8 protein-coding genes are annotated in these 8,657 nt (G+C 43.4%); 1 reads left to right on the forward strand and 7 read right to left on the reverse strand.

Features of this window, described 5'->3' with window-relative positions; all coding sequences use genetic code 11:
• Nucleotides 1–114: 114 nt before the first annotated feature.
• From HT671_RS09265 to HT671_RS09295, 7 genes are read right to left on the reverse strand one after another with little or no spacing between them, the layout of a single operon-like run.
• Nucleotides 115–264, reverse strand: a complete 150-nt coding sequence (locus HT671_RS09265) for a hypothetical protein (protein ID WP_001124152.1) — start codon at nucleotides 262–264, stop codon at nucleotides 115–117.
• A gap of 10 nt (nucleotides 265–274) precedes the next feature.
• Nucleotides 275–1,378 carry a prephenate dehydrogenase gene (locus HT671_RS09270; RefSeq protein ID WP_001140489.1) on the reverse strand — a complete coding sequence of 368 codons (1,104 nt, stop codon included), beginning with the start codon at nucleotides 1,376–1,378 and terminating at the stop codon, nucleotides 275–277.
• Nucleotides 1,379–1,387: 9 nt separating this feature from the next.
• Nucleotides 1,388–2,554: a chorismate synthase gene (gene aroC, locus HT671_RS09275; protein ID WP_001269877.1), complete on the reverse strand. Its 1,167-nt coding sequence runs from the start codon at nucleotides 2,552–2,554 to the stop codon at nucleotides 1,388–1,390.
• Nucleotides 2,555–2,563: 9 nt separating this feature from the next.
• Nucleotides 2,564–3,631 (reverse strand): 3-dehydroquinate synthase, encoded by a 1,068-nt coding sequence (aroB, locus tag HT671_RS09280; RefSeq protein WP_000702126.1) that lies wholly within the window; start codon nucleotides 3,629–3,631, stop codon nucleotides 2,564–2,566.
• Between the two features lie 18 nt (nucleotides 3,632–3,649).
• Nucleotides 3,650–4,504 carry a shikimate dehydrogenase gene (locus HT671_RS09285; protein WP_023932792.1) on the reverse strand — a complete coding sequence of 285 codons (855 nt, stop codon included), beginning with the start codon at nucleotides 4,502–4,504 and terminating at the stop codon, nucleotides 3,650–3,652.
• Nucleotides 4,494–5,171 carry a type I 3-dehydroquinate dehydratase gene (aroD, locus tag HT671_RS09290; RefSeq protein ID WP_000767767.1) on the reverse strand — a complete coding sequence of 226 codons (678 nt, stop codon included), beginning with the start codon at nucleotides 5,169–5,171 and terminating at the stop codon, nucleotides 4,494–4,496. Before aroD ends, HT671_RS09285 begins: the two co-directional genes overlap by 11 nt.
• Nucleotides 5,168–6,331 (reverse strand): class I SAM-dependent rRNA methyltransferase, encoded by a 1,164-nt coding sequence (locus HT671_RS09295; protein ID WP_031233545.1) that lies wholly within the window; start codon nucleotides 6,329–6,331, stop codon nucleotides 5,168–5,170. The genes aroD and HT671_RS09295 overlap by 4 nt, the downstream gene beginning before the upstream one ends.
• Nucleotides 6,332–6,480: 149 nt before the next feature.
• Between HT671_RS09295 and HT671_RS09300 the strand changes: the two genes are divergently transcribed.
• Nucleotides 6,481–8,598, forward strand: coding sequence for an LTA synthase family protein (locus HT671_RS09300; protein WP_050207694.1), 2,118 nt, complete (start codon nucleotides 6,481–6,483; stop codon nucleotides 8,596–8,598).
• Nucleotides 8,599–8,657: the final 59 nt, after the last annotated feature.

Genomic DNA, 8,657 nt, shown 5'->3' on the forward strand with positions numbered 1-8,657 from the left:
TATTTTTATATTTCCTTTTTTGATATTTTCTAATGGGCTATTAGAATTTTGATTATAGCTATTGATAAACTCATTAATAATTCTATCGTCTACATACTTTGAATTGGTTTTCTCTTAACTTATTTCCTTGTTGGATGGTTCATTTTTTGTCTCAACACTGGCTTCTGAAGTAGTTTTCACATCTTTTTTAACAGCGTAAGCTCTAAGTAAGATAAAAGAAATAAAGATAACACCAAATATGAATTTAAGCTCTATTTTAGGCATATTTTTCTCCTTATTTGATGACGACTGTGTGGTCGGTATTTTCTGTTATGAGATGCTCGGCTCTTTCCAAGTCTTGAGCATTTTTAAATGAAATTTGTAGGATTCCGTGAATATCTTCACGATTTTCCTCGTTGATGTGGATGTTAACCAAGGAAGTTCCACGTAGCAGTTCCAAAATCCGCAGGATGACATCTTCTTCATCAGGAACGTCAACATAGAGGTCGTAAGAGCTATCCACACCACCACGCTTATGGATTTCCATGGTCTGGCGTTGTTCACGCGCTTGGTTAAAAAAATTCCAAATTTGCTCTTCATCCCCCTTACTAATGGCCTGACCAATCGCTTCCAAACGTTCCTTAAAATCCTCAATTCGGTCTAGAATAGTCTCACGATTGGACAAGAGAATAGAGGTCCACATACCCGGCTCGCTTTCCGCAATTCGGGTCATATCTCGAAAACCACCGGCCGCAAAGCGCCTTACCATCTCATGTTCTTGAGCATAGACCGCAGTCTGCTCCATGAGACTAGAAGCCAGAATATGAGGGAAATGGCTAATCTGAGAAGTCACACAATCATGCTCCTGGGCATCAATCTCGATAAAACGAGCATGAAGACCTGAAAGCAGATCCTTCATTTCCTTAAGCGTGTCCTGACTTGTCAGCCTCGAAGGTGTGAAGATATAATAGGCGTTTTCAAAAAGATTGACATCCGCAGAAGCTGCCCCTGTCTTGTGACTACCAGCCATGGGATGGGCCCCGACAAAGCGAACAGACTTGCCAGCCAAATACTGCTCCGCCGCATCCACAATGGCTGACTTGGTCGAACCAGCATCTGAAATAATGACCCCTTCTTTCAAGTTCAAACCTGCCAACTCCTGTATAAAAGCAATGGTCTGCTTGATTGGCAAGGTCAAAATGATGACATCAGCCAGAGGAGCAAAACTGGCAAAATCATCCGTTGCTCGGTCAATCATGCCTTCTTTCAAGGCAATATCTCTCGAAGCTTGACTGCGATTATACCCTAAAATTTCATAATCTGGATGATCGCGTTTGATACCAAGTGCCATAGAGGCTCCAATCAAACCAAGACCTGCGATATAGATTGTTTTTGCCATAGGAACTCCTTAATAGTTCTTTGTATAATCTCGGTGTTGGGCTACCGCTTCTTTTAATTCCTCTAGATTGTCTGATGAGAATTTTTCAAGGATTTCTTGTGCCAGAACCGTTGCCACAACGGCTTCCATAACCACTCCTGCTGCTGGAAGAGCGGTCGGATCACTTCTTTCGACTGTTGCCTTGTAGGGTTCATGGGTTTCGATATCCACACTCATAAGTGGTTTGTAGAGAGTAGGGATGGGCTTCATCACGCCGCGAACAACGATGGGTTGCCCATTAGTCATACCACCTTCAAAGCCACCTAGATTATTGGTACGGCGGGTATAACCGTCTTCTTTAGACCAGAGAATTTCATCCATGACTTGGCTGCCTTTACGATAACCAGCTTCAAATCCAAGACCAAATTCCACCCCTTTAAAAGCATTGATAGAAACAATTGCTTGGGCCAATCTTGCATCCAATTTTCTGTCCCATTGGACATAGGAACCAAGACCAACTGGAACACCTCCAACGACTGTCTCCACAACCCCACCGATGGTATCACCGTCACGTTTGATTTGGTCAATGTAATCCTTGATTTCCTGTTCCCGTTCTTGGTTGACAATAGAAACGTCAGACTGGGCAGCTCGTTTCTTAATCTCAGCAACTGTGAGATTCTCAGGAACATCGATTTCCTTGCCACCAAAAACCACGACATGATTAGCAATCTCCATACCCAGCTCAGCCAAGAGGCGTTTGGCCACTGCCCCCACTGCTACCCGCATGGTGGTTTCACGAGCTGATGAACGCTCCAAAGAATTTCTTAAATCATCAAAACGGTACTTGATGCCCCCAACCAAGTCGGCGTGACCTGGACGAGGATGGGTGATTTTTCGTTTGCTTTTAAGGCGGTCTTCAATGTCCTCTGCAGACATGATGTCCAGCCATTTCTGGTGGTCCTTATTGACGACATCCATGGTAATAGGCGCCCCTGTCGTCTTCCCGTGGCGAACGCCCGAAGTAAAGATAACTTGGTCGCTCTCAATTTTCATACGACCACCGCGGCCGTAGCCACCCTGACGGCGTTTAAGGTCGCCATTGATATCCTCAGCTGTCAAAGGAAGCCCAGCTGGAATTCCCTCAATGATAGCTGTCAGACGGGGGCCGTGTGATTCTCCTGCAGTTAAATATCTCATACACTCTCCTTATTTTACCAAGTAGTCTTTCATCTCTTCCAGAGAAACTGGGTGAATGGTCGCTGAACCAAGCTCTGGCACCAAGACCAATTTCAAGATGTTGCCACGCGCTTTCTTGTCATGAGTCAAAGCCTGATAAAGCTTGTCAACATCCCAGTTTTCATAGTCAACAGGCAAGCCAAATTTCTGACACATAGCTGTAATGGACTGAGTTATTCCTTCTGGCATAAGGCCTTTTTCCTCAGCCACCTTGGAAATCTGCACCATTCCCATGGCAACAGCTTCACCATGCATGACTTTCCCATACCCAGCCGTCGCTTCAATGGCATGACCAATGGTGTGGCCAAAATTGAGGTAAAGGCGAACACCATTGTCCAACTCATCCTCAACTACCATCTTGCGCTTGACCTGACAAGAATGTTCAATCAAGGTCTCTGCATGTTCCAGAATGCTCTCAACAGAACCATCCAGCTCCGTCAAAAGAGCCCACAGTTCTGGATCCTCAATCAAGCCATACTTGATGACCTCCCCCATCCCTTCAATCAACTCTCTTTTTCCAAGCGTTTCAAGGACAAGCGGGTCAATCAGAACCCCATCTGGTTGGGCAAAGGTACCCACCATATTCTTAGCAAATGGAGTGTTAACGCCTGTCTTTCCACCGATAGACGAATCCACCTGGGCAGTTAAACTGGTCGGAATCTGAACAAAGTGAATACCCCGCATATAGGTAGAGGCTACAAAACCAGCCAGGTCCCCAACGACACCACCGCCGAGAGCCACGATTCCATCGCTACGAGTCAACCCCTGCTTAACTAGAAATTCATATACTTTCTGAACAGTAGTTAAATTCTTTCTTTCTTCCCCTTCTAAAAAGTCAAAAACAGCTACCTGAAAACCAGCATCTTCTAGGCTGAGTTTGACCTTCTCAGCATAAAGAGAAGCTACATGGTTGTCTGTTACGATGAGCACTTTTTGTGGTTGCCATAGTTCTCGCAACCATTGACCAGCCTGAGCCAGACAACCTTTTTCAATCTGAATATCATAAGGATGATGAGGAATATCGATTCTGATTTTCATAGGAGAGTCTCCCTTTCTTTATTGGTATTTTTCTGTTAAAGACTGCCAAATCTCTTCTGTCGGCATTTCCTTGCCTGTCCACAGTTGAAAAGCTTCTGCAGCTTGATAGAGCAACATTCCCAGACCATTGACTGCTGGATTGCCCTGACTTCTAGCCCATTTCAAAAATGGCGTTTCAAAGGGTTGGTAAATGATATCTGCGACCAAGAGAGTCTCTGTCAGATTGATGTTTTCTGGAACTGGGGATGATTGACCATCCATGCCCACACTAGTCGCATTGACCAGTAAGCCCGAATCGGCAATCCTTGCTTGCAGTTCCGAAACATCTTCTAAAGCATACAAGTCCACTTTAAAGCCTGTCTGCTCCTGTAACTTGTCTAGGTGAGGTCTTGTTTTTTCCATAGAAACGGAACGAACAAAGACCGAAATCTGACTGACACCATCCAAAATGGCTTGCGCTATAATGGACTTGGCCGCACCACCTGCACCCAGCAGGGTCATCTTCTTACCTGTAATTGTAAAAGAAGGCAAACTCTTAAAGAATCCCTTGCCATCTGTATTATATCCAATCAAATTCCCATTCTCATTGACAACCGTATTGACCGCACCAATCAAGCGCACCTCATCGCTCAGCCCGTCCAAATAAGGAATCACCTGCTCCTTATAGGGCATGGACAGATTGATGCCAAACATCTGGTAGCGACAAATATTGGCTACTGTTTCTGCCAAATCACCCGCTTCAATCTCCCAAGCAACATAAACACCATTGGTAGCTGTCGCCTCAAAGGCCCTATTGTGGATGAAGGGAGAAATAGAATGTTTAATAGGATTGGCAACAACTGCAGCTAAACGTGTATAGCCATCAAGCTTCATCCAAAATCTCCCTGATTTTTTTCATGCTAGCTAGAGAAATCTGACCAGGGGCACTAGCCTCATCCAGACTGGCAAAAGACCAACTCGAACCAGTCACATCCGCAGTGATACGAGAAACCTTGCCCACCTTACCCATAGAAATAGTTACATATTCCTGCTCAGGATTGAGAGTTTTAAAGCCCCGTGTATAGTTCATCAAGTCTAGCACATCCTGCTCCGTATGAGCCATCACCGCAACCTTGACAAGTTTTGGATTTAGGCTCGTCAACTCTGACAAGATTTCCATCATATTTTCAGGTGTTTCTTGGAAATTGTGGTAACTCAAAACGAGATTTGGGAAGTCCAGCATTTCCTCAAAAACATCCTTGTAGCTATAGTACTCAAAATCAATATAGTCTGGTTGATAGAGTTGCACCACTTCCTTGATTAAATGGATATATTCTTCTGAAGAAAGGTCAATTTCTCCCCCTTCAGAGCGAGTTCGTAGCGTGAAAACCAACTCACGACCTGCGAATTTTTCAAAAATAGCTGGAGCCACCTGCAAAATCGCTTCTTTAGGCAGATAGTCGGCACGCCATTCAATGATGTCGGCATCCAGGTACCTCGTGGCATCCAGAGCCTGGGCCTCCTCTAAACTTCTTGGCATTACTGAAACGATTAATTTCATTTACTAACCTTCATACTAATCACCTTGAGGTAATTACTACTTTCATCTTTTTTATTATAGGCGAAGTCTGCTGGAAGACCGTATTTATTTAAAATCTGGTAACTTCTTCCTGCAAAGCCTTTATCAATTTGTTCTGTAAATTTCTGACGGGAAACATTGGCAGCATTGGTACTGGCAATGATAATCCCTCCAGGATTTAAAATCTCAAGACTCTGGGAAATCAACTTGTGATAATCCTTGGCCACAGAGAAGGTTTGTTTTTTGTTCCGAGCAAAGCTAGGCGGATCTAGGACAATCACATCGTAGGTCAAGCCTTTTCGTTTGGCATACTTGAAATATTCAAAGACATCCATGACCACAAAACGATGGTCGTCTGTGCTGATTCCATTTGCCTGAAAATGCGCTTGAGACAATTCTCGTGAACGTTTGGCTAAATCAACCGAAGTTGTCTGGTTTGCTCCTCCCATGGCCGCAGCTACTGAAAAAGCTGCTGTATAAGAAAACATATTGAGCAAGGATTTACCCATAGCCAATCCATCCACCAAGCTACCACGAACCTCGTGCTGGTCTAGGAAAATCCCTGTCATCAAGCCATCATTCATAAAGACTTGATACAAGACACCATTTTCCAAAACAGTGAAAAAGTCAGGTGCTTCTTGACCATAAACATGGGTAGATTCATAGTCCAAACCCTTAAAGCGGATCTTCTCATAGGCCCCTAAAACCTCAGGAAAAACCTGTCTAAAGGCTTCTGAGATGGTCTGACGAATCTGATAAACATAAGAGTTATACCAAGAAAAGACAGCATAGTCGCCATAAAGGTCCACTGTCAGACCCCCAAAGCCATCTCCCTCTTGGTTGAAGAGACGAAAGGCAGTTGTCAAATCATCTTGATAGTAGGCGCTTCTCTTTTCTTTGGCTTGTCTAAACAGCATTTCAAAGAAAGCTTGATTGAAGGCCACCTTGTCCTTACTAACAAACCAGCCCAAGCCCTTGTTTTGCTGAGAAAGGTAGGCAGTCCCAAGAAAGGTTCCTTCTTGACCCTGCACTTCTACTTCCTGATCCTTAAGATTGACATTCTCAAGATCACTGGCTTCTAGTAAAACTAGCCCCTTAGCAAGCTTCTTTTCAACCCTTTTGCTAACTCTTATTCTATTCATAACTACCATTATATCAAACTTTTAGCCAATTCTCAAAAAAGAAACTACCCTTGCTTTTTTACTCTTCTTTTAAAAAATGGTATACTAATACTAATAAAAATTTAGGAAGTAAATGTGTGAGAATTAATTTTAACAAAATCCAAAAAGCCATGGGTACCAGACTGGGTTTTGTCCTAACCCTTTTAATCCTCTATTGGCTCAAAACCTTATTAGCCTATGCCGTTGACTTTAATTTAGATATTCAAGTGGGCAAGTTGCAGGGAAATTACCTTGCCTTTATCGCCTTTTTCAATCCCCTTCCCTTGGGATTACTCCTGCTAGCTCTAGCCCTCTATGCTCGGTCAACCAAAATCTTTTATGGTCTGAGTATAGCTATTTATAGCCTGTTATTCATTTGGCTTTATTCCAACGTCTTTTACTATCGAGAATTTAGTGACTTTATCACGGCTAATACCATGAAGGTGGTCAGCAAGGTGTCTGTTGGTACTGCAGAATTAGAGTTACTGCGCTTTTGGGATTTCATCTATTTTATGGATTTCCCACTGCTGGCTTTCCTTTTCTATAAAAAATTCATCCAGCTGGATAGGAGACCTTTCAAATTCCGCTCCAGTGTTGCCATCACTGCTCTCTCTGCCCTGCTCTTTTCAGCTAACCTTTTCTTGGCTGAAATTGAGCGTCCCGATCTCCTATCGCGAGGATTTTCGAATTATTATGTTGTTCGCGCCCTTAGTTTACCCGCCTTTTTAGGCTATAGTGCCAACCAATCATACAGTGCCAACAAGGAACGTGCCAAGGCCTCTGAGACCGACCTGCAACCTATTACAGATTATATTCAAGAACATTCGGCTAAACCTAATCCAGACTATTTCGGCTTAGCCAAAGGGAAAAATGTGATTTATCTCCACTTGGAGAGTTTCCAACAGTTCCTGCTGGACTATAAACTCAACATAGATGGAACTGAGCATGAAGTCACTCCCTTCCTCAACTCCCTCTACCATTCGCAATCAACCCTAGCCTTTTCGAATATCTTTAACCAAGTCAAGGCTGGTAAGACCTCAGATGCAGAAACCATGCTGGAGACTGGTTTGTTTGGACTTGACCAAGGTTCCTTTATGGTCAACTATGGAGGTACCAATACCCAGCAAGCTGCGCCTTTTATCCTATCAAAAAATGGCTACCAATCCAGTGCTGTCTTTCACGGCAATATTGGGACCTTCTGGAACCGAAATACGACCTACAAACAATGGGGCTATCAATACTTCTTTGATGCATCCTACTTCACCAAGCAAGACAGTAGCAATTCTTTCCAATATGGTTTAAATGATAAAATCATGATGAAAGATTCTATTCAGTATCTGGAGCATTTGCAGCAGCCTTTTTATGCCAAGTATATCACGGTGTCCAATCACTATCCCTATGCTAGCAATCTGACTGGCGATGAGCTTGGTTTCCCACTGGCTAAAACCAAAGATGAAACAATCAATGGCTACTTCCAAACAGCCAACTATCTGGACAGTGCCATTAAAGCCTTCTTTGACTATCTCAAAGAAAGTGGCCTCTATGAAAAATCCATCATCGTCATTTACGGAGACCATTATGGTATTTCCAACTCCCGCAATCCTGACCTGGCACCCTTGATTAGCAAGACTTCTGAGAACTGGTCGAATTACGACAATGCCATGTTGCAACGAGTGCCTTTTATGGTGGTCATGCCTGGCTATGAAAAAGGACAAATCATCAATACCTACGGTGGACAAATCGATATCTTACCGACTCTCGAACACCTCCTTGGTATTGAGTCCAGTTCCTTCCTTCAAGTTGGGCAAGACCTTCTGTCTCCAGACCATCAAGAAATCGTTGCCTTTCGAACTGCCAATTCCTTCGTCACACCCAAATATACCAGCTACGACGGACGAACCTACTACACTGAAAGTGGTCTTGAAATCAGCAATCTTGATGAACAAACTCAGACTGAACTAGAAATTGTTCGTCAAGCAGCTAGTCAACAGCTGAAAATCAGCGACCAGATTCAAACTGGCGATTTGATCCGTTTCTACCAAGCAGATCATCTTGGAAAAGTTGATACAGAAAGTATTTCTTACCTCAATTCCTTGCCCATTCTGCAAAAGATTGAGCAAGAAAAAGGAAGTCAGTCAACCAGCCTCTTTAGCCAACGACAAGGCAAAACTAGTACTGACCTTTTCAAGGCACCAAGTTACCAAGAACTCCACCCAGAGTCGGCTGAAACCGAATCAAAATCACAATAAAAAATGCTCTTCCGTCTTGGAGGAGCATTTCTTTTTATCAACAAAAATCAAAGAGCAAA

Origin of the sequence: Streptococcus sp. 2741 (assembly GCF_013276315.1) — a bacterium.
Taxonomy (GTDB): Bacteria; Bacillota; Bacilli; order Lactobacillales; family Streptococcaceae; genus Streptococcus; species Streptococcus pseudopneumoniae.